Annotated in this window: 15 protein-coding genes and 2 pseudogenes; 2 read left to right on the forward strand and 15 right to left on the reverse strand. The window is 27.4% G+C overall.

What is annotated here, in order from left to right; genetic code table 11:
• Positions 1–68 precede the first annotated feature (68 nt).
• Complete coding sequence (locus H9660_RS01690; RefSeq protein WP_191747901.1) at positions 69–920, forward strand: Cof-type HAD-IIB family hydrolase; 852 nt, start codon at positions 69–71, stop codon at positions 918–920.
• Between the two features lie 222 nt (positions 921–1,142).
• Here the strand turns inward: H9660_RS01690 and bilR are convergent, their stop codons facing one another.
• Positions 1,143–3,062 (reverse strand): bilirubin reductase, long form, encoded by a 1,920-nt coding sequence (bilR, locus tag H9660_RS01695; RefSeq protein ID WP_191747903.1) that lies wholly within the window; start codon positions 3,060–3,062, stop codon positions 1,143–1,145.
• A 166-nt stretch (positions 3,063–3,228) separates the two neighbouring features.
• Between bilR and H9660_RS01700 the strand changes: the two genes are divergently transcribed.
• A complete protein-coding gene (locus tag H9660_RS01700; protein ID WP_191747905.1) occupies positions 3,229–3,702 on the forward strand; it encodes a MarR family winged helix-turn-helix transcriptional regulator in 474 nt (157 codons plus the stop codon).
• 123 nt (positions 3,703–3,825) lie between these two features.
• Here the strand turns inward: H9660_RS01700 and H9660_RS01705 are convergent, their stop codons facing one another.
• The 14 genes and pseudogenes from H9660_RS01705 to H9660_RS01770 form a co-directional block, all read right to left on the reverse strand.
• Entirely contained in the window at positions 3,826–4,374 is a 549-nt protein-coding gene (locus tag H9660_RS01705; RefSeq protein WP_191747907.1) for a pyridoxamine 5'-phosphate oxidase family protein, read from the reverse strand.
• Between the two features lie 267 nt (positions 4,375–4,641).
• Positions 4,642–5,385 carry a LytR/AlgR family response regulator transcription factor gene (locus H9660_RS01710; RefSeq protein ID WP_191747909.1) on the reverse strand — a complete coding sequence of 248 codons (744 nt, stop codon included), beginning with the start codon at positions 5,383–5,385 and terminating at the stop codon, positions 4,642–4,644.
• 27 nt (positions 5,386–5,412) lie between these two features.
• Positions 5,413–6,738, reverse strand: a complete 1,326-nt coding sequence (locus tag H9660_RS16580; protein WP_191747911.1) for a GHKL domain-containing protein — start codon at positions 6,736–6,738, stop codon at positions 5,413–5,415.
• 145 nt (positions 6,739–6,883) lie between these two features.
• Positions 6,884–8,635, reverse strand: a complete 1,752-nt coding sequence (locus H9660_RS01720) for an ABC transporter ATP-binding protein (protein WP_191747913.1) — start codon at positions 8,633–8,635, stop codon at positions 6,884–6,886.
• Positions 8,636–8,678: 43 nt separating this feature from the next.
• On the reverse strand, positions 8,679–10,436 hold the full coding sequence (locus H9660_RS01725) for an ABC transporter ATP-binding protein (RefSeq protein WP_191747915.1): 1,758 nt from the start codon (positions 10,434–10,436) through the stop codon (positions 8,679–8,681).
• A 72-nt stretch (positions 10,437–10,508) separates the two neighbouring features.
• Positions 10,509–10,850, reverse strand: a complete 342-nt coding sequence (locus H9660_RS01730) for a thioredoxin family protein (protein ID WP_191747917.1) — start codon at positions 10,848–10,850, stop codon at positions 10,509–10,511.
• A gap of 308 nt (positions 10,851–11,158) precedes the next feature.
• The gene (rlmD, locus tag H9660_RS01735; RefSeq protein WP_191747919.1) at positions 11,159–12,523 is read right to left on the reverse strand and encodes a 23S rRNA (uracil(1939)-C(5))-methyltransferase RlmD; all 1,365 of its coding nucleotides are present in this window, start codon (positions 12,521–12,523) and stop codon (positions 11,159–11,161) included.
• A gap of 531 nt (positions 12,524–13,054) precedes the next feature.
• Entirely contained in the window at positions 13,055–14,473 is a 1,419-nt protein-coding gene (gene pyk / locus H9660_RS01740) for a pyruvate kinase (RefSeq protein WP_191747921.1), read from the reverse strand.
• Between the two features lie 87 nt (positions 14,474–14,560).
• Entirely contained in the window at positions 14,561–15,520 is a 960-nt protein-coding gene (gene pfkA / locus H9660_RS01745) for a 6-phosphofructokinase (RefSeq protein ID WP_191747923.1), read from the reverse strand.
• Positions 15,521–15,959: 439 nt separating this feature from the next.
• A pseudogene (locus H9660_RS01750) lies at positions 15,960–17,195 on the reverse strand (helix-hairpin-helix domain-containing protein); the annotation flags it as partial.
• A gap of 294 nt (positions 17,196–17,489) precedes the next feature.
• Positions 17,490–18,359, reverse strand: a complete 870-nt coding sequence (locus H9660_RS01755) for an LAGLIDADG family homing endonuclease (RefSeq protein ID WP_191747925.1) — start codon at positions 18,357–18,359, stop codon at positions 17,490–17,492.
• 80 nt (positions 18,360–18,439) lie between these two features.
• Positions 18,440–20,758, reverse strand: a pseudogene (locus H9660_RS01760) (DNA polymerase III subunit alpha); the annotation flags it as partial.
• 166 nt (positions 20,759–20,924) lie between these two features.
• Positions 20,925–21,875, reverse strand: coding sequence for a DNA-binding protein WhiA (gene whiA / locus H9660_RS01765; protein WP_191747928.1), 951 nt, complete (start codon positions 21,873–21,875; stop codon positions 20,925–20,927).
• An 88-nt stretch (positions 21,876–21,963) separates the two neighbouring features.
• On the reverse strand, positions 21,964–23,208 hold the full coding sequence (locus H9660_RS01770) for a sensor histidine kinase (protein WP_191747930.1): 1,245 nt from the start codon (positions 23,206–23,208) through the stop codon (positions 21,964–21,966).
• Positions 23,209–23,212 lie beyond the last annotated feature (4 nt).

The following is a 23,212-nucleotide window of genomic DNA, read 5'->3' on the forward strand; positions in this document are numbered from 1 at the left end:
AAAAAATTATTTATAATAAGGTGTATAAAGACATAAATTTAATAGTTACATAAATGGAGGATACTAATATGAGTAAGAAAATTATATTTTTCGATGTTGATGGTACACTTGTAGATGTTAGACCATCTAGAGAATATATTCCTGAATCTACTATAAGAGCAATTAAGGAAACAAGAAAAAAAGGAAATCTATGCTTTTTGTGTACAGGCAGAAGCAAAGCTGAAATTTATCCTTATATTTTAGACGTTGGCTTCGATGGTATTATTGGCGCTGGTGGAGGTTTTGTAGAAATTGGAGATAAGATTTTATATCATAAGCAAGTGTCTTTAAATGAAGTTACTCATGTAGTTGACTTTTTTGATACAAATGGCTTTGATTATTATGTTGAAAGTAATGGTGGACTTTACGCTAGTAAAAACCTTATACCAAGATTAGAAAGAATCATTTATGGTGATTTAGAAAATGATCCTAATGCAGTTAAATTAAAAGAAGAATCACCTAGCCACTTTATTGAAGCCCTAAAGGAAGGATATGATTTACATAGAACTGATGTTAATAAAATTTGTTTTTTAGAACATGATGCCTTCCCTTTTGAAACTGTTTATAAGGAGTTTGAAAAAGAGTTTAATGTTATCCATTGTACAGTTCCTATGTTTGGAGATAACAGTGGAGAATTATCAGTACCAGGTGTTAATAAACAATATGCTATTGATAAACTGATTAAGCACCTAAATATTCCAAAAGAAAATACATATGCTTATGGTGATGGATTAAACGATATTGATATGCTAGAGTATTGTCAGTATGGAATTGCTGTTGGTAATGCTAAAGAAGCTTTAAAAGAAATAGCTGATGAAGTTACTGAGGATATAGCCGAAGATGGTATTTATAATTCAATGAAAAAACATGGGTTGATTTAAAATTTCTATTTTTATTCAATAATATAAGAGTGAAATAACTATAAACTAAAAATTTTAATAAAAGTCTGTACTTAAATAAAAAATATTTAAGTACAGACTTTTTATTATTTTCTTATTAAAAAGATATATTTCTCGCTATTATAAATAAATATTTAAAGTAATTTCTTATACATTCTATCTACTAAAAAATCTAATAACTCCGTAATATATTTATATATTTAATTATAAAGTTACAGCTAAATTAAATCCATCTCTTACTGCATCACCTATTAATCTTACATTTTTACAATCCCCTATTAAATGATGTGCTATTCCTGCTTCATTTAATTTATTTGATAATGCATTTTCTGATTTTGCTCCAATTGCAACTACTACCATATCACATGACATTTCTTTAATTGCATCAGCATGCTCAACCTTTATATGATCTTTTTCTATTGATACAAGCTTGTGTGATTTAAAAATTTCTACATTATGATCTTCAAGATTCTTAAACATAATCTCCATGTTAGTTGCTTTTTCGCCACCTAAAACTTTATCACTTAGCTCAACTACAAAAGCTTCCTTATTTTTTTCTGCTACATATTCTGCAGTTTCAATACCTACAAACCCAGCTCCTATAATCGCAATTCTACCTTCTAATTCTTGTGTTCCATTTAGAACATCCCAAGCTGATACAACTCTCATATTTTCGATTCCATCAAATTTAGGAACTATACTAGTTGCTCCTGTAGCAATTATTACTTCATCACAATTAAACTCTTTTATAAGTTCTACTGTTGCTTCTACACCAGTTCTAACTTCTATATTAAGACGTTTTATTTGCTTTGAATAATATTCCATTAATCTTTCCATTTCAGATTTATTTGGAGGAGCCATAGCTATGTTTAATTGTCCAAATAGCTTATCTTCTTTTTCTAATACTGTAACCTTGTGTCCTCTTTCAGCTGCTACACATGCTGCTTCAAGTCCAGCTACCCCTGCACCAACTACTAATATATTCTTTTTATTTTCTGCTTCTGTTATTAGAATTTCTTTCTCTAAACCATTAATAGGGTTAATTGAACATGCTATACTTCCATGTGCAAGTAATTTATCTGCACATCCTCTATTACACATAATACAGTATCTTATTTCATCTTCTTTTCCTTCTAAAACCTTTATTGGCCAATTAGGATCTGCAACTAGTTGTCTTCCTAAAGCAACTATATCAGCCTTATTAGTATCTAATATATCTCTAACCATTTCTGGTTTTAATATTCTACCAACACAACTTACTGGAACAGTGGCAACTGATTTTATTTCTTCTGCTAAATCTAAGAAACATCCATAAGGCTCTAAACCCATTGAAGGTATTGTATTTATTAATTCTCCATGATTTGCAAGCGCTACATGAAATGAATTAACCCCCTTTTCTTCTAACCACTTAACTAATATTTTAGCTTCTTCTAATGTTGGACCACCAAAACCTTTTCTTGGATTCATTCTAATAATAGACATTTTATAATCTATTGCCATATCAGGTAATACAGCTCTTATCTTGTCCATTACTTCTAATACAAATCTTGCTCTATTTTCAAAAGAACCACCATATTCATCTGTTCTCTTATTTAAAATAGGTGAACAGAACATACCTATTAATCTATCTCCATGTAGTTGTAACATATCATATCCAGCTTTTTGAGCTCTTACTGCTACATCAACAATTAAATTTTGTATTTTTTCTATTCCAGCTTTATCAACTTCATTTACAAATTCATTAAATAATCTATGATGAAGCTTCATTGCTGAAGGCATTCCATTTACTCTCGCTTCATTCATTATTATGTCTGGATCTACTTCTGGATAAAATATTTGTGCAGCTATCTTACTTCCTTCTTTATGAACTGCATCTGTTAAATTTTTATGACCTTCTATTAATCCATCATGATGAAGTGTTGGAGTTTTTGAAAAAGCTGCAACTGCTGAAACATCCCCAACTACAATTAATCCTGTTCCACCCTTTGCTATTTCTCTATAAAACTCTATTGCTTTAGGAGTTATGATTCCCCCTCTTTCTTCAAAAGACGTAGTTAATGGTGGAAACATAATTCTATTTTTTATTTCAACATTTCCAATCTTAATAGGTGTAAAAATATTCATAAAGCACTCTCCTACTCAACATTTATTTCAAAAATTGAAATATTTATTTTATTATACTACCAATATTAATTTATTTCAATTATTGAAATATTTTTTTTTAATCTTTTATTTATCTTTTATGCTATAATTTTTATAAAATATTCAATCTACTAATAGAGGTGTAATTATGCTAGTAAATAAATTAATAGACATGAACTTTGATGAAAACAAAAAATATAAAGACTGGTTTGGAAAGCCATTTAATGTTAATGATCAAACTATCTCCTTGAAAAAAGAAGAAAAAATAGTTTTATATTATTTATATAAATACGGAGAAAGTACTATGGGAGATATTACTTCTTCTTTCGAGTTTGCTCATAGTACAACGAACTATATTATTAAAAGTTTAGAAGCTAAAGATTTAGTATCTATAAATCCATCTAAAAATGATAATAGAGTTAGACTAATAAATTTAACTTCAAAAGGGCATGATTTGCTTATCTTATTAATGGAGCATTTAGAAAAAATTTCACTAAAAGTTGTATCCGATATATTACCAATATTATGTAGTAATTTAACAGATGAACTTGATACAGAAGAAAAAAATACTTTGAATAAATTATTGAGTAAAATTAACTCATCAATTGAAAGTCTTAAATAAGAATATAATATTATAAAGTCAATTTTTTTATTTATTCATTTAAATCAATATCATCTCATAAAAAATTTAAAAATAAAAACTATCACTGTATTTTTAATAAAATTTCAGTGATAGCTATCTATATTATCCTAATGGTTTAATTTCTACTATTTCAAAGAAAGTTGTATTTTCGTTTGATTTACCTTCTGTCTTACCCTTTAATTCGTCTATTTTTGCTTGGTCTTCAATAACTTTTACAACTAATCTTGCACCTTTGTTTCTTTCAAGTTTATCTGTTGCATTTGCATCATATTGATAGAAAGAAACTACTGCTATTTTATTTCTCTTTAAATTTTCTAAAGTTTGATTTTCTGATATTCCAGCCATTGCATAATTTTCATCAATCATTCCAAAGCCAAATATTGCTAAGTTTGGTGATCCATCTTCATTTGTAGTTGCATATGTAAATGTTCCAGTTCTAGCATTAACCGCATCTACTAATTCTTGACCTTTTAAAGAACTCTCTTCATAGAAAGCTTTAGTTGATGCTTTTGATATACTATCAACGCTTGCATTTTCAATAATTACTCCTGTATTATTTTCAGTTACATTATTATCAGCTTTATTTCCACATCCTGTTAAAGAAAATACCATAACTGTTCCACATAGTAATGCAATCAATCTTTTATTCATTATAAATCCCCCTAAAACTTCGTTTTCTTTGTTGTAATATAATTATATCAAAATTTGAAATATTTTTCAATAATTATTGTTAACTTTTAAACAATTTTATTTTATTTATTTTTACATTTAATTCTTATTAATATAAGTTATTTCGAAACTTTAAATAAATTGATTTATAATACAAAATTTAAATAGTAATTATTAATATTAAAATTGAATAAAAATTTAACAAGCATTTCTCATTCTATTATAGTACTTCTAACACTTTTTTAGGATTCAATAAACTATTAATCCTTTTGTTTTCTTCTCTAAAAGTTCTCTTAAATTTGAATATTTATTTCTACTTACAGGTATAGTATTTTTGCTATCAAATAATTCAATTACATATGACCTTGTATATTTATCTGGATATATAGCTTTTATTTGGTTTATTGGTACTAAAAAGGATTGATGTGGTCTATAAAAATCAAAATCTGAAAATATATTTTCTAAATTTTTCATTGATTCTTTAGAATATATTATTTCGTTATTTTTACATACAACCAAAATTCTTCTTCCTTGCTTTTCTATATATAAAATCTCATTTACATTTATCATTCTTATACCATTATCTACATTTATACCTATTTTATAATCATTATTATTAAATTTTAAAGATTTAATTTCTTTAACCTTATTTAAGGCTTTTTCTAATCTAAGTTTATTAATAGGTTTAATTAGAAAATCCACTGGATAAACTTCATATCCTTCTAAAGCAAATCCAGGATGTCCTGTTACAAAAATAATTAAAGTATTTAAATTAAGTTTTTTTATCTGCCTAGCAATCTCTATACCATCAATTGATCCCATTTCAATATCTAAAAATATTAAATCTATATCATTATTCTGTAAAAATAGAACTAAATCTTGTGCCCTATTAAATTCTCCTTCTATTTTTATAAAAGAAAAGGCTTGAAGTTCTTTTTTTAAAATATTTATGCAATTTTTATCATTATCTACTATTAAGCTTTTTATTAACATTATTTAATCGCCCCTCCATAAAAAATATTAGTGTAATACCGGAATTCTAACTATAAAACTTATTTCATTATCTAATATTTCAGAATAAATAACTCCATTATATTTAAGTAAAATTTTTTGTATCATCGGTAATCCTAGCCCCTCATGATTTTTCTTAGTTGTATAACCAATATCAAAAATACTCTTTATACACTCTTTCTCAGAATTTGTGCTATTCTTAACTTTTAGCACAATTGATTCTCTCTCCTTTGAAATATCCACATCTATTTTAAGATTATTTTGACTTTCATTTTGAAGTTCATCAATAGCATTTTGAATTAAATTCCCTAATATTTTATTCATTTCATATACCGAACATGGCATATCTATTAAATTATCATAAATGTAATAATTAATTTCTATACCTTTCTGATTTGCAATTTCTTTAAAAGTATTTAACATAGCTCCAATTATAGGATGATGTAATGGAAGCAATTCATTTATGTATCCTGCGTCTTTTACTATATCTTCTATATATTTTTTACAATCTAAATAGTTTTTATCATTTATAAGTGCGTATATAGCATTAAGATGAAAATTAAAATCATGTCTTTGAGATCTTATTACGTTATAATAGGCGAGTATTTCTTTTTGATGTTGACTGTCAGATAAAAGTTCCCTAAGTTTACTCTTATATTGGATATTAGATTTTAAATAAAATAATAATAATGAAGAAATTATTATACTTAAAAATACTAAAATAATTCTAAAATTAAATCTAAAATAATGTAGTTCTAAGAACATAATATATAATACAAAATTAAGGCTTAATAATATAAATTCTATTGAATAAATATTTATGTTATAGTAATCAGATGAATCATTAAATAATATCTTATCTTCAAATATAAATTCAGGAAAAAATACTACACTATTATTGTATATTATCATTGTAATAACTATATTGCTAAGAAATTGAAATATAGCTACAGACGATTGTATAACAACATCTTCTGCAATATTATTTTTAATTAATAATATATTTAAAATATTATATTCTAAAAGCTTTATTATGCAAAGATCAAATGTTAATGCAAGAAGTACTATTATAATCACTTGTGAAAAAGGTATTTTTATAAAAAAATATATACAAGGTATCGTAATTAAGCAAATGAATAATACAGAAATATTTTTGTTTGTAAAAATACTAGAATAATAAAATAAAACACCAGCTACAACACTTATAAAAATACTTTTTTTAAGAACTTTTCTTAAATTAACTTCAGTTAACGAAAACCCAAATATAATGCTAGTATTTATTTCAATTATTAGATTAACTATAACTAATAGAGGATTTAATAAAGTATAATTCACCATCACACCTCCACTTTTTTCCAAATTATATATACATTTTAGCATAGAATAAACCTAAGTCAACAAAAAGCATTTCACATAAATTTTTAGATAACAAAAAAATGTATTTGACTTCTCTAAATCAAATACATTTTTTATATAATTATTAAATCACACCTAATTTTTGCTCTTTTTCAAATTGAATATCTACTAACTTTCTGTAAAGCTTATTGTTTTTAAATAATTCATCATGGTTTCCAATTCCGCTTACTTCTCCAGAATCAATTACAACTATTTGTTCTGCATTTCTTACTGTAGATAGGTTATGGGCTATAACTATTGTTGTTCTACCTTCCATTAATAGCTCTATACCTTTATTAACTTCAATTTCAGAGTTTGCATCTAAACTTGATGTAGCCTCATCTAATAAAAGATACTCCGGATTAGTTATAAATGCTCTTGCAAGTGTAATTCTTTGACGTTGCCCGCCTGAAAGTTTAGCTGCCAATTCTCCAACTTCAGATTCAAATCCATCTGGAAATTCTTCTATAAAATCAAGAGCATCAGCTAATCTAGCTGCTTCTCTAATTTCTTCATCACTTACATCTCGTTTTACACCGTAAATAATATTATCACGAATACTTCCTGATAATAATGGACTATTTTGTGAAACATACGCGAATGATTCTCTCCAATCATCTAAATGTACCTTTTCTGCTGGAGTATTACCTATTAATATTCTACCTTCATTTGGTTCATAAAATCTCTCAAGTAAATTTAATATAGTTGTCTTACCTCCTCCAGATGGACCAACAATAGCTGTAACTTTTCTCTCTGGAATAATTATATCTATATTATTTAATACCTTTTTATTATCATAAGAGAAAGATATATTTTCTAATCTAATATTCCCATTAGAGTTCTTAAGAATATCTTCAAGAGAAACTTCTCTTCTAACAATTTCATCATTAGTATTAATAATTTCAGTTATCTTCTCAGAAGCACCTTTACCAACTTTAACTGATTGTATATATTGTCCATATCTTACAACTGCATTATGAATATTTACAATGTACATATAAAATGCAATAAGTTGTCCTGTATCAATTTCTCCTGCATTTACCATAACTGCACCATAAATTAAAACTATTCCTGTAGTTATTGCTTGTACAGATTGCATAAGAGGTTCACTAAATAATTCAACTATTGATTTATATCTTTCTGCCTTATACTGTTCTGTGATTATTTCATTTGCATGCTCCATTTCAGCTTCTTCCTTATTAAACATCTTTATCAAACGAATTTTAGGAAGTCTTTCAGCAAAATATGCAGTAAGTCCTGAATATTTACTTTGTATCTTCTGTTGAGCTTTTTGTGCAAAATGTCCTACACCAAAAGTAACTATCAATATATATGGTATTATGGGAAGTAAAGCCCATGTAAGTTTAACATTCATACCATACATTATAATTATTGATCCTATAAATGAATAAGTAGTATTTACAATTGAAAATGTATCTTGAACTATTACATTAATGAATGTTGGGTCTGATGTTACTCTACTAACAAGAGATAATCCTTCTTGCTTATTATAATAAGACATCGGTATTCTTATTAGCTTTGACCATAAATTATTTCTTATATTTCTAGGAGTTTTAGCTCCAGCTAATGAATAGAAAAATGATGCTGAACTATATCCTATAATAGATAATATTGTCATATATATTAATTTAATAACTATAGATTTATCAAATATATTTCCAGCATAAATTTCTCCCATTATCATTGGTAACTCAAGACCTAACTTAGTTCCAAATATACTTGCTAAAAATGCTAAAATATATAAATGCCATGGTAATTTTGACTTAAATATAAGTTTAAAAAAGGATTTCCAACTTTGTTTTTTAGTACTCTCCATTATTTGCGCCCCCTTTTATATTAGATTCAAAAGATTATTTAAATTATATATTTCTCCCTATTAATCCTTGAGTACAACCATTAACAAGCAATTTATATACTTCATTGTTTTTTAATAACTCATCATGAGTTCCAATTCCCTTAACCTCTCCTGAATCAATTACAACTATTTGATTTGCATCTTTAATTGTAGATAAATCATGAGCTATTACTATTGTTGTTCTATCCTTCAGCAAATTATCCATAGCTTCCTGAATTGTCTTTTCAGATTGGTTATCTAAATTTGTAGTAGGTTCATCAAGTAATAACACTTGTGAATCTCTTAAAAGTGCTCTGGCTATTGCTATTCTTTGTCTTTGTCCTCCTGAAAGCCTAGATCCACTTTCCCCTACCTGTGTTTCAAATTTATTAGGAAATGCATCTACAACTTCTAATAAGTTAGCAACTTTAGATACTTCAATTAATTCTTCTTCACTTACTTCACGGTTAACTCCATATATAATATTTTCCTTTATAGTACCAGATAACAAAGGGCTATCTTGAGAAACATAACTAAATACATTTCTCCACTCTTTTAAATTTAATTCATTTATTGAAGTATTACCAAATTTAATTTCTCCTGAATTTGGCTTATAAAATCTTTGAATCAACGATAATATAGTAGTCTTTCCCCCTCCAGACTCACCAACAATTGCTGTTGTTTTGCCATATGGTACATTGAAGCTAATATTAGATAAAACTTGCTTTTCTCCATATCCAAATGATACATTTTCAAAAGCTAAATTCTCATCAATTTTTTCTATAACTTTGATTCCATTATATTCTTCTTCTTCTCCATCTAATAACTCGGAAATTCTAGAAGTAGCTCCTTGACTTCTTTTAACATCTAAATACATATATACAAAGGTATTTAATACTCCATAAAGCATATCAACATATAAGAAATATGCTATCCAAATATCTATTGTAATAATATCCCTTGATACTAAATAAATTCCTGAAATAATAACTATAACAGATTGAATAAGAGATAAAACTCCTGAAACAGGTACTTCCGCCCAATCAATAAGACTTCTTACTAATGAAGCTTTATAGAATCCATCAACTATATCTCTACCTCTTTTTTCTTCTTTCTTCTCATTAGCAAAGGCTTTTATTAAAGGCATATTACCAAGTAGTTCTGATAAAAATTGCGTTAGTTTTGATAATTTTTCTTGAACCTTCTTATTAGTTTTATATTGCCAACTTCCATACCAAATAGTTAATCCTAAATAAATTGGTATATATGCTAGTTGTATTGCTCCTAAGCTCCAATTATATGAAAATAATTCCTGAATGGTTGTATAAGTAAAATACAGCATTCCAATTGTTGATGGTATTATATAAGAAAATATCATACTTATATTAGCTGTATCTGCTGCCGTACGACTTACTAATTCATTTGGCTTTTCTTTATCAAATAATGAAATAGGTGAATGTAATAATTTATTCCAAACTAATTTTCTAAACCCTTTATCTATTTTAAAATTTGTTATTTTAGAAGTCACTCTAATAATTCCATCTAAAATAGTTCTTCCTATAATAACAGCTATAGCCCCATAAATAACTGGTTTTGAAATATCTCCTGCTAATATTTGTTGAGAATATCCAGGAAATAAAAATTGTAACTTTGAATATAACAACTGAAATATAATACATAACAAGATTAAGAAATAAGGTAATTTAGCTTTAAACATTAACTTAAGATAAGATTTCCAGATTGGTCGCTTTTCAATTTTATTTTCTTTATCTTTATTATTCAAAAAATATCATCCTTTCATAAATTCTCTTAACTTTATAAAAATTAACCCTCTCTTTATATATCTTAAGTCTAATTATAGATTTTTTTCTATTGCATCTATAAAAGCATCTATATTATATATACCTAAAATATTCTCTTTAACTTCTCCATTTTTAAAAATAATTATATTAGGAAATCCATAAACCTTATATTTTTCTACTACATCATCAGACTTAGCAATAAGATCCTCAAGTTTTACATCATATTCACAAACTTTTAATCTATCAGCATACTTTTCTTTTAACTTTTTCATAATAGGTGGTATTAGTCCACACGGTCCACACCCCTTAGTATGAAAGTCTATAAAAACTAGACCCTCTGCTTCCATAACCTCTCTTTGAAAATTTTCTTTTGATAATGAAATAAACCCTGTCATATTTTTACCCCCATTTTTTTATTTTTTTAATACTAATACTATAATTTTTTTATCGATATGTTATTATTTTGTATTACTATTTTATCTTTTCTTAAATTCCTATTCAATAACTTATGCTTAATATGGTATTTTTCATGATTATTCTGTACATAATCTTTATTTTCAATAATAAAAAACTCTTCATTACTAAAATAATTTCAGTAATGAAGAGTTTACTTATATATCACATTCCAATATCTTTAAATATTTCACACTTTTGGGTTTAATCTTTAATCCCTTAAATAACCTTCTAACATTTATTCATAATTCTAATTTCTAGTTAATAGTGCAACATTTTCAACATGACTTGTATGTGGAAACATATCAACAGGTTGAACTTTTTCAGTTCTATACCCTTTTTCCTCTAATATCTTTAAATCCCTTGCCAAGGTACTTGGATCACAGGAAACATATACAACTCTTTCTGGCTTTGCTTCACCAATAGCCTCTAATAGTTTTATATCGCAACCCTTTCTTGGTGGGTCTACCACTATAACATCTGGTATTATACCTTTTGCTATTAAATCTGGTATTACTTCTTCAGATTTCCCCACGAAGAATTCAGCATTTTCAACATTATTAATTCTAGCATTTTCTCTAGCATTGATTATAGCTGGCTCAATTATTTCAACTCCATATACTTTCTTCGCTTTTTGTGAAAGGAAAAGTGTAATTGTTCCTGTTCCACAATAAGCATCAAAAACAGTTTCTTCTCCTGTTAATCCAGCATATTCTAAAGCCTTTGAATATAATTTTTCTGTTTGTACAGGATTCACTTGGAAAAATGAAAGCGGTGAAATATTGAATTTAAAGTTTTCTATATAGTCAGTTATAGTATCTTCTCCCCATAAGGTTATACATTCTTGCCCTAAAATAACATTTGTATTTTCACTATTTATATTTAAAATTATACTTTTTATTCCTTCTATATTATTTTTTATTTCATTTATAAATTCACCAATATATGGAACATTCTTTTTTGTTGATACTAGAACCACCATAACTTCATTAGTAGTAAATCCCTTACGTATCATTATATGTCTTATTAATCCATTCTTATTAAATATACCATCTATACTAGCTGGTTCTATATTATAATTTTTCATCCACTTTTTTGCTATACTTGTAACCTTATCAGCTATTTCATCTTGAATTAGACAAGTTTCTAAATCAATTATATTATGACTTCTTGGCGCATAAAAACCTATATTTAACTCACCTTTTACTAATCCAACTGGCAGTTGAACTTTATTTCTATATCTTTCTGGAAGTTCCATCCCTATAGGATACTTAACTAATTCACTATTTAATCCCCCAATTTTAGAAATACAATCTTTAACTCTTTCAAATTTATAATCTAATTGCTTTTTATAGTTCATATGCTGAACTGTACATCCACCACATCTTTTATATACCTTACACTTTGGTTCTATTCTATCTTCTGAAGCTTCTATTACCTCTAATAATTTTCCATAAGCATAGCTTTTTTTAGCTTTTACTATTAAAACTCTAACTTTTTCTCCTAAAATAGCCCCTTCTATAAAGATAGGATATCCTTCTACTTTAGCTATACCTTCTCCTTCATAGCCTATACCTATTATATCTAATATATATTCATTGTTCTTTTCAACCAAATTATTCACCTCTTAAAACCTTGTAAATTTAATTATTCCTAAAGTTTCATCTAATAATAGCATAAAAATATCTAAATTACAAAAGGTGTATATAACAAAATTCTCTTTGCTAATATACACCTACTTTTAACTTAATTATTCTCAAATGGGGAATTCATCACAAGCTTTAAAAATAAATTATATTCATTTCTTTATATAAATGTTAAAAAGATTCAAAAAAAATAGGCATCATACGATGCCCAAATCCAGAATTAGTTGCCATTTAATTCCATACTAATATTATTACTTTATTCATTTCATAATATACATTATAACTTAAACTTTATCAATATAAATGTTAACTTTTTGTTAACTATCTATTTTTATACTTATTTATAACTATAGTTATACATTATATTACTATATTTCTTCTTTTTATTGTTTTTTATGATAACCATTCTCATTTATTTATATAATATTTTTATCATTATAGAACTATTTTATTTTATATTAAAAAAGAAGCCTTCAATGAAAGCTTCTTTTTTTGAAGAATTATTCTATTACACTAATCTTTAATAAGTTAGTTGCTCCAACTTCATGTACTGGAACTCCTGCAGCTATTACTACAGTATCTCCTTCTGTAACAAATCCATTAGCTTTTGCTACTTTAACTGATTCTTCCATCATATGATCAGTTGATTCCACTTGTCCTGAAACAACTGGATAAACTCCGAAGCATAATGCTAAGTTCTTAGCAACTTTTTCATTTGGAGTAACAGCAACTATTGGACAATCTGGTCTGCATTGAGATAATCTTCTTGCAGTAGCACCACTTTGTGTTGATGAAATTATAGCAGCTGCTTTTAATTCATTTGCAGCATTTGCAGCAGCTCTTGAGATAACTCCTGCTATAGCTGGTATGTGCTTAGTAGCCTTTGAAGTAGCTACTTCATAGTTTAATTGTTTTTCAGCTTCTACAGCTATCTTAGCCATAGTTTGAACTGCTTCTACTGGCCAGTCTCCATTTGCTGATTCACCTGATAACATTATAGCATCAGTTCCATCATATATTGCATTAGCAACGTCTGATACTTCAGCTCTTGTTGGTCTTGGGTTTCTTATCATAGAATCTAACATTTGTGTAGCTGTTATAACTGGCTTTCCTGCGTTATTACATTTTTCTATTATCATTTTTTGAACTGCTGGAAGTTTTTCCATTGGTATTTCAACACCTAGGTCTCCTCTAGCAACCATTATTCCATCAGAAGCTTCTAATATAGAATCTATATTATCAACACCTTCTTGGTTTTCTATCTTTGAGAATATTTGAATGTTTTCTCCACCATTTTCAACTAAAACTTTTCTTATTGCTTCAACATCTGCTGCTTTTCTTATGAATGATGCTGCAACTAAGTTTACACCTATTTCACAACCAAATTTTAAGTCAGCTATATCTTTTTCAGTTAAAGCTGGTAATTTGATTGATACTCCTGGAACGTTAACTCCTTTGTGAGTTCCAACAAATCCAGTATTCATAACTTTACAGTTAATTTTGTTTCCTTCGATTGATTCAACTCTTAATCCTACTAAACCATCATCGATTAATATAGTATCTCCTGGCTTAACATCATTTGCTAATCCTTCGTAAGTTACTGTACATTGAGTTGTATCACCTACAACATCTCCACCAGCATATATAGCAAAATCATCTCCTGATTTTAATTCAACTTTTTTAGGTTCAAATTTACCAGTTCTTATTTCTGGTCCCTTAGTATCTAACATTATAGCTATTTCTTTATTATGTTTCTTAGCTAATTCTTTTACTAAGTTTATTCTAGTAGCATGCTCTGCATGATCTCCATGTGAGAAGTTATGTCTTGATGCATTCATTCCCGCTTCAATAATTTGTGATAATATTTCTGGGCTTTCACTAGCTGGTCCTACAGTACAGATCATCTTAGTTTTTCTCATGTAATAAACACTCCTTTAAGTATAATTTTTTATTTTTGACTAAATATAGTCATATATATTTTGAGTAATAAATCAAGGTATTATAGTTTAAGATGAAATTTCATCTGCTAATTCAAATAATTTTTCATCAAATTTTCTTTCTAATGCTAAAGCTTCATCTATATCTTGATCAATTATCTCGTTATTTCTAATTCCTATAACTCTTGAAGTCTTACCTTCTAAAAGTACTTCAACTGCTTTAGATCCCATTCTAGAAGCTAATACTCTATCTGTAACCGTTGGGCTACCACCTCTTTGAATATGTCCTAAAACTGTTGCTCTTGTTTCAATTCCTGTAACACTTTCAACGTATTCTGCTAAAGCTTGAGCTCCACCAACACCTTCTGCTAATAAAACAAGATTATGGATTTTTCCATTTCTCTTTCCTTCTAGAATTACTTTACAAAGTTCATCTTTGTCAAATCCTTTTTCAGGTGTAATTATATATTCAGCTCCTCCTGCTATACCTGCATATAAAGCTAAATCACCACAATCTCTTCCCATAACTTCAACTATTGAAACTCTTTCATGAGAAGTTGATGTATCTCTAATTTTATCTATTGCATCTATTACTGTATTTAAAGCCGTATCAAATCCAATTGTAAAGTCAGTATAAGTTAAATCATTATCGATAGTTCCTGGTAATCCTACAGTTTTAACACCTAACTTTGATAAAAGTTTAGCTCCTGTAAATGATCCATCTCCACCAATAACTACTAAGGCATCTACACCATAAGCTTTTAATATTTTAGTAGCTCTGATTCTTACTTCTTCTTTTTTAAACTCAGCGCATCTAGCAGTTCTTAGTATTGTTCCACCTCTGTGAATAATATCTGATACTGATGATCTATTCATTGGGAATAATTCACCATTAATTAAACCACTATATCCTCTTTGAACTCCCATTACTTCAATTCCATGATGTAAAGCAGTTCTTACAACAGCTCTTATTGCTGCGTTCATTCCTGGAGCATCTCCACCACTAGTTAAAATAGCTATTTTTTTCATGTTGTTTCCTCCTTAATACCACCGGGACAAAGGTTGTCCCACTCTTTGTGAAATTATGCATTTTTTATTAACTATAATAATTTAAAAATTTACCACTTATTTAGTTTTTAATAATTTTAATTACCTTATTTATTGTACTTGCTTAGCTAATTTTATGCAACTAAAATAAGAACAATAATATGATATTTATCGACTTTTTTATATCTTATAATTTATATTATAACCTAAATCAATACCATTTATCTATTAAATAATAAATTTTTATTATTTGTTTTTTCAAATTTTTTATTTAATTATTTATAAAATCATTTTTTATAAATATAAGCATTTTTACAATTAATAATTTTTATAAATTTTTGATTATATAATAAATTTATCTAAAAATTAAATCTACAAAGCTAAATTAAATTTTATTTATAGCCTTGTAGATTTATCATATTTATTCTATAACTTTAACATTTTCTTCACCAATTAATTCTTTTAAGTAGGAAATAGCATCTGATTCAAGATTAACCCAAATATCCTTTGGCATTCTGTAATTTTTTCTATCATTTTCTGTAAACATATATACAGTAGTATCACCCTTATAATATTCTGGCATATTCTTTAATTCTTTCATTAAAGCCTTTCCTTCTTCCAAGTTCTTAGCTCTTAAATAAACCTTAGATGTATTAATTTTTTCTAAAGGTTCAATACTTTCGCAAATTAACTTTGGAAGTTCATCTTCTTTTATATTTACTCTTCCTTTAATTACTACTAAAGCATCTTCTCTTAATTTTTCTCTTACTTTATCTAAAGTCTTTGGGAATACTATAACTTCAATTATTCCCGTTAAATCCTCAAGCTTTAAGAAGGCCATCATAGTATTATTTCTAGTTATTTTTTGATTATATTCAGCTATTATTCCTCCAAGTATAACCCTTTCTTCATCATGAATTATATCTTCAGGCAAATCACTTATATTAAATGTTTCTTTTATAATCTCATAGGACTTATATACTTTTTCTATATTAGTTGATGTTTGAACTTTTAAACTATCCGCATATTCATCTAACGGATGACCAGATAAATATAATCCTGTCATTTCTTTTTCCATAGCTAATAAATTTTTCTTAGCGAACTCTTTAATATTAGGATAATTTACTTCTGGAAGCTCTAACTCTTCTTCTAATCCAAACAAACTTATTTGCCCATCTATATTTCTTTTCTTTTCGCTTGCTACTCCATCCATTAGCTTTTCATAAACTGCTAGTAATTTTGATCTATAAATCTTAAATTCATCTAAGGCTCCTGCTTTAATTAAACTTTCTATAGCCCTCTTATTTACAGAAGATAAATCTATTTTATTTATAAAATCTATAAGAGATTCAAAACTTCCCTTACTATTTCTAGATTCTACTATAGTTTCAACAACGTTATAACCAACATTTTTTATAGCTGCTAATCCGAATCTTATTTTATCACCTTTAACAGTAAACTTAGAATAACTTTCATTAATATCAGGTGGTAACACTTGTATCCCTAAACTTTCAGCAAAAGCTATATAATGGGCTACTTTTTCACTTGTTCCCATAACTGAATTAAGCATGGCTGCTATAGTTTCTACAGGATAATATTTCATTAAATATGCAGTTTGATATCCTATAACTGCATAAGCTGCTGCATGGGACTTGTTGACATTTGTGTTATTCTGAGATTATCTCAGACTCTATATTTCTATAGAGATCGGACTATATCATTACCCAAATTTATTGGGTATAAGGCACTCTCGGATATTTCTCCATATATTAAACTATTAATACTTAGGATACTTTATCTAGTCTCTGAACCTTTAACCTATTTCTAGGAGACTTGGCTGCGGATTAACCAATCCTTAAACTTTTTACTTTACCCTAGATAGTTACTCTAGGCCCTTAATTCTATTGCTAGATTAAGTTAGTATTTAAGGCTCTAAGGCCTTCCCCGCAATTCACCTTATTTTCTTTACAGATTTCTCTATAAAGGCACTCTTTATTAAATTCCACTTTTGATATTTTCTGTCTAATTTTATAGTTGAATCATTATATAAATATTTAAAAATATAATCAAATTCTTTTTTAGCACATATTTCTAATGACTTTATTTCTCTAGTTCTAGTATCTCTAATCTTAGAAAACTTAAAATTAGCTCTATATTCAATTTCTTTTAAAAATTCAAATGTACCTAAAATACTAAAACAATACGTAGGATATATATACTTTTTCTTTTCTCCAGTTATCATATGGTATGTTGTATTATGAGATAAATATATACTACCATCACCATCAAAATATCCTCTAATAAAATGACGTTCTAAATCTTTTCTTATTTTAGGAAATTTAATTAATGTTAGTGATTTATTAGGATATAATCCTATTTCTCTTAATCTAGTTGCCATTATTGAGGATGAGAAATTCAAACTAAATCCTTCCTTCGAGTTTTCGAATCCTCCTTTAGAAGTTCCTCTTATGCTTCCTGTGAAGTTCAAAAGGCTAGCAATCTCCTCTAATAAATCTCTATCATTTATAGAAATAACTATATTATTATGTTTTTCATCTCCTACAAACCCATCTGCATATATAAATCCAAGTATATATGCTTTCTCTTGGCAATCAATTATATTAAAATAATTATCATTTAAAGTATATCTATTCTTTAGTCTTGTATTTATTTTTGCTTCTTGTAAAACTCTACTTACGCTCCTACAAGAAACACCTAATACATCTGAAATCTCCTCAAAACATATGCTTTTATTACTATAATAAAAATCTATAATTTTCTTTTTATCATTCAAATTTAAATTATTATAACTTTTTTTCATTCCAACAAAGCACCTCTTAGTTTATTATTCTTCAGTTGGAATACTTTATACTCTTAAATATTTTATATGAAATTTAATTCAAATGCATAACTTGCAAAGTCCATCATTTGATCAAAGATCTTGTTTGCAGCTTCTTCTGAAATTCCATTTCTTTTACAGCCTGGAACTTCTACATTACCATTTTCATCTACTACACCATAAATAAAGTTTTTACGTTCTTCTTCCATGACCTTATGCTTTTTCTTAGACATAGCTCTTCTTACAAGGTCACTTCTTCCCATTGAATATCCAGCAAGTTTTCTTACTATTTCCATAACCTGCTCTTGATAAACCATAACACCATAAGTAACATTTAATATATCTTCTAATTCTGGTACTACGTATTCAACCTTATCTGGATTTTGTTTACACTCTACATATCTTGGAATTTCTGCCATAGGACCTGGTCTATAAAGGGATATTCCGGCTATTATATCTTCTAAACAGTCTGGCTTTAATTCTTTCATGAATGAAGTCATACCTGCTGATTCTAATTGGAATACTCCTGACGTTTTTCCTTCACCAAGCATCTTGTAAACTTCTTTATCTTCAAAGTTTATTTTATCTAAATTTATATCTATTCCTTGATTTTCTTTAATTATTTTAACTGCATCATTCATAACAGTTAATGTTCTTAGTCCAAGGAAATCCATTTTAAGAAGCCCTAATTCTTCTAAGGTTGTCATATCAAATTGTGCTACTATGGAATCTTCATTCTTTTGAAGTGGCACATATTCAACTAATGGCTTAGAAGCTATTACAACTCCTGCTGCATGAGTTGATGAATGTCTTGGAATACCTTCTAAATCCTTACTAAGATCTATTAACTGCCTTACTCTTTCTTCATTATTATAAGCAGCTTTAAGTTCAGGATTTATTTCTAAAGCTTTATCTATAGTTATTCCTAGCATTGTAGGTATCATTTTAGCAATTCTATCTACTTCTGCATAAGAATAATTCATTGCTCTACCTACATCTCTAATACAAATTCTTGGTGCCATTGTTCCAAAGGTTATAATTTGTGATACATTGTTTACTCCGTATTTATCTACAACGTAATCTATAACTTCCTGTCTTCTTTCATAACAAAAATCAGAATCTATATCTGGCATACTTACTCTTTCAGGATTTAAAAATCTTTCAAATAATAAGCTATACTTTATTGGATCTATTTTCGTTATTCCTAAGGTATATGCGACTATTGAACCTGCTGCAGATCCACGTCCTGGGCCAGTTGGGATTCCATTTTCATTTGCAAATCTTATAAAATCCCATGTAATTAAGAAATAATCTACATATCCCATTTGCTTAATTACTGATAACTCGTATTCTAATCTTTCAATATATCCACAAGCTTCTTCATTATTTTTATAATAATCCACAACATTTTCAACATTTAGTGGTTTATTCTGTACTTCTTTAAATACTTCATATCTCTCTATTAGCCCAGAATAACAAAGATTTCTTAAGTAAATAAAAGGCTCTAGACCTTCTGGTACAGGAAACTTCGGTAATTTAGATACATGAAATTCATAATCAAAGTTACATTCATTTGCAATCTTAGTTGTATTCTCCAAAGCTTCTGGAACATATGAAAACATATCCCACATTTCTTCTGGTGATTTTAAGTAAAACTGATCCGAAGGATATCTTCTTCTATTAGTATCTTCAATAGTTTTACCTGTTTGTATACACATCAATATATCATGTGCTGCTGAATCCTTTTGATTTATGTAATGTACATCATTAGTTGCAACTAAAGGAATTCCAGTTTCCTTAGATAACTTAATATTAGCTTCTGTAACCTTCCTTTGCTCATCCATTCCATGATTTTGTATTTCTAAATAAAAACCTTCTTTAAAAATATCACTATATAAAAGTGCAACTTCTTTTGCCTTTTCATAATTATCTTTAAGATGCCAACGTTGAACTTCCCCACCTAGACATGCACTTAATGCTATAAGTCCTTCACTATGTTCTCTTAAAAACTCATGGTCAACTCTTGGCTTATAATAAAACCCTCTAATAGAAGCCTCAGATACTATCTCCATTAAATTTTTATATCCAACTTCATTTTTAACTAATAAAACTAAATGATGTGTACTATTCTCTTTATCATTTAGTTTTATATCCATAGACTTTGCTGCTACATAAACTTCACACCCTAAAATAGGCTTAATTCCTTGTTCAACAGCCTCTTTATAAAAATTAACACATCCATACATAACTCCATGGTCAGTAATTGCAATACTATCCATGCCTAATTCTTTGGCTTTGCTAATTATCTTTTTAACCTTCCCAGAACCATCAAGCAAACTATACTCTGTATGCAGATGTAAGTGAGTAAATTTTTTATCCATTTAAACACCTCCTTGACAAGCACTACGTGCTTGTAATTAATAATTAAGAATGAAAAATTAAAAATTAAGGAAGTAATTTGTTCCAAATTACCATAATTAAAATTTAGAAACTCAGCTCGCTGAGTTTCTTCATAAATTCTACATTCTTAACTCTTCATTCTTCATTTTAATAAGTTCCTGATCTTATTTCTTCCGCTATTTTTTCTATTTTTCTTAATCTATGATTAATACCAGATTTACCTACAGGTGGATTTAGCATTTCACCCAATTCTTTTAAGGATTCATCTGGATAGCTTAATCTAAGCTCAGCTACTTCCCTTAAGTTCTTTGGTAATCTTTGTAGTCCAATTTCTTTTTGTATAAGCTTTATACTTTCAACTTGTCTAACAGCAGCATTAACAGTTTTGCTTAAATTAGCTGTTTCGCAATTTACAAGTCTATTCACATTATTTCTCATTTCCTTCATTATTCTTATATTCTCTAATTCTAATAATGAAGTGTGAGCTCCTATAATACTTAAAAGATTTGAAATTTGTTCTCCTTCTTTTAAATAAATTATAAAGCTATTTTTTCTTTGTATAACCTTTGAATTTAGTCCAAAGGTATTAATTAAAGCACATAAGTCTCTAGCATATTCTTCGCTATGTGTTACAAACTCTAAGTGATAAGTCTTTTCAGGATTGCTTATACTTCCTCCACCTATAAAAGCACCTCTAATATATGCTCTTTTCAGCTCATCTGATTGGACCATTTCTTGATTTATTCTATAATTTAAGGTTAAGACTCCTTCAATTTCTGAAAGTATGCCTGTATCCCTTAAAAGATCTCTAACTCCCATATTTTCTTCAATAAGAACCATATATATATTATTCTTTTTTAAAGAATTACTCTTTTTTACCATTAATTTTGAATGTATATTAAAATGCTCTTTAAGCAAACTAAATATGTGTCTTGCAGATGCTGGATTTTCAGTGGTAATTCTAAAGGATAACCCTAACCCATTAAAAGATATTGTTCCACTTACTTTCATTATTGCCGAAATTTCAGCTAAAGCCTCATCTTTTGACAATTCTGAATGTCTGCAAATTTCTCCTTTAACTTTTGATGAAAATGACATATTGCCTATTTCTCCTTATTTAGTATTGTTATCATGTAATTATAACATAAATAATAATAAAAATTTATATGTAAATTATAGTTTAAATCTAAATATATATATCTATTACTAAAAAATCTTCCTCTACCCTAGCGTAAATATTTCCTTTATATTTCTTTACTATTTTCTTTACGTTAAACAACCCATACCCTCTACCTTTTCCCTTACTAGAAAAACCTTTTTTAAAGAAATTTTCTATTTCTTCAGAATCTATGTCTAATCCTGAAATACCATTCTTCACCTGTATTTTATATCTTTCTATATATCTTATATCTAACATTATCTTTTTGTTAGTAGCCTTTTTAGTTGCCTCAATAGCATTATTTAATAAGTTACTTAAAAGTATAGTTATTTCTGTATCATCAATATATGAATTTTTCATATTTGTCTTAATTTCATAATTTAAATTTATCCCTAGCTGCTCACATTCAACCAACTTACTATATACAATTGCCTTTATTATAGTATTTTCTATATCTAAAACCTTACTATATGTATTCTTATTTTGTATATGTCCAACATAATTACTAGCCTTTTCTTTAATCTCTGGTATTGACTTAGATACTTGTATCATAGAATAAATCATATTAATATGATTCTTATATTCATGCTCGCTTGCCTTTATATTTTGAATTATTTCATCTATAAGAGGATTATATGTACTTTTTACTTCAATATTTTTATTTTTCAATATTGTTTTATGTATATTTCTGTAGAAATTTATATTAAAAAATACATTAATTAAAATAAAAGCATTAATTTGAAGTGCTATATTATTATATAAAATTCTATTATCGTATACTATTTTAAATATCATAAATAATGTAAATACGTTTAAAGCAATAATTGAAAGTAAAATATTATCCTCAACATATTTCTCAAAATTTATATTCTTTTTCTTTTTATCTAAGAATATCATTATTCCTAATACACTTATAACATAAAGTATTAATTGTAACACTTTATATTCCTTTGTTTTTCCAGTAAAAAGATAGCATATTGTTACTATACTAGTTTGTAATATAAATCCAATTATAACAGATATAATTACTTCTGTTAAAGCTAATATGTTATCCTTCTTATCTACATATGCTATAGCAACAATTTCAGCTATTAATAAAACTATATAAACTATTATACTGTTAATAGTATTAAATTTATAAAATAGTATGCTGCATATTATAACTATTATAGAATACTCTAAATATTTCTTCTTATTACCATTGTTATTAAATAATTTATCATATAACAATGTAACAATCATCATCTCAATAAATATCCCTATAACTTCCATCAAT

Origin of the sequence: Clostridium gallinarum, from assembly GCF_014836325.1 — a bacterium.
Classification (GTDB): Bacteria; Bacillota; Clostridia; order Clostridiales; family Clostridiaceae; genus Clostridium; species Clostridium gallinarum.